This is a genomic window from Phyllobacterium sp. P5_D12, assembly GCF_054049495.1.
Map to the genome: position 1 here is coordinate 1 of NZ_JBFUMG010000993.1, position 989 is coordinate 989.

Consider the following 989-nt stretch of genomic DNA (forward strand, 5'->3'; position numbering starts at 1 on the left):
CCCTCATTCTTCGCGGTCATCATCTCGGGCCTGCCTGCGAAGGCGAATATCCCGCCGGCAATCTCCTTGACGGGCAAAGCCTCGATCGGGCTCGACTGCGCCCGCGCCAGACGGGCATGCGAAAAGCCGCAACAGGCGATAAAGGCGCCAGTTTGAAGAACGCTGCGCCGCGTCGGCTGGCTCATGGCGCGTTCCCCGCGAATTTTTCATTGAACGAACGCAACAGATCAGCCTTCACCTGCTCATTGCGATAGTTGCGCGGCAGGCGGATATCGAACGTGCCAATCACATGGGCGGGACGTTCGGAAAGCACGATGATACGGTCGGCGAGCACGATCGCCTCCTGCAGATTATGCGTCACCATCAACGCGGTCGTCGGGCGCTCGGACCACACGGAAAGCAGCATATGCCGGAGTTGCTGCGCTGTGGACTCATCCAGCGAGACAAATGGTTCATCAAGCAAAAGTATATCCGGCTCGATCGCCAATGCACGCGCTATCGCCGCGCGGCGTGCCAGCCCCAGCGACAGCTCTGCCGGATAGAAATTGCGCATCTTCGACAGGCCGAGCGTGCTGAACAAGCCGTCGAGATTGGTCTCGCGCTTGGGCTTGGGCATGGCTAGCCGCACATTCTGCTCGACCGTGCGCCACGGCAGAAGCATCGGCTCCTGAAACACCGCCCCGATACGCGCGTCCGCCAATCCGGGCAACTGGATCGACCCGCGATAGTCGCTATCGAGACCAAGCAAAATGCGCAGTGTGGTGGTCTTGCCGCAACCTGACGGTCCAAGGATACAGGCAAACTCGTTCTGCTCGACCTCGAAGCGCAGATCGCGCAGGACTTCAATCGTTCCACCGTTAGACGAGCGGAACGCCTTCTCTTCTATGTTGACCTTAAGCCGCGCTGCGACGCCAGCGAGTTGATGTGTGTTCAAGCGGTTGCACCACGACGAGTTCGATGAAGAGCATGACGGCAACAAAGGCCAGTGT

General features: G+C 59.8%; 2 protein-coding genes. Both read right to left on the reverse strand.

The window, feature by feature from the left end:
* The coding region (locus ACXJ5O_RS28210; RefSeq protein WP_457302795.1) for a hypothetical protein at positions 1-185 on the reverse strand (185 nt) is incomplete at its 3' end.
* Positions 182-934 (reverse strand): ABC transporter ATP-binding protein, encoded by a 753-nt coding sequence (locus tag ACXJ5O_RS28215; protein WP_457302796.1) that lies wholly within the window; start codon positions 932-934, stop codon positions 182-184. The genes ACXJ5O_RS28215 and ACXJ5O_RS28210, both read right to left, overlap by 4 nt.
* Positions 935-989 lie beyond the last annotated feature (55 nt).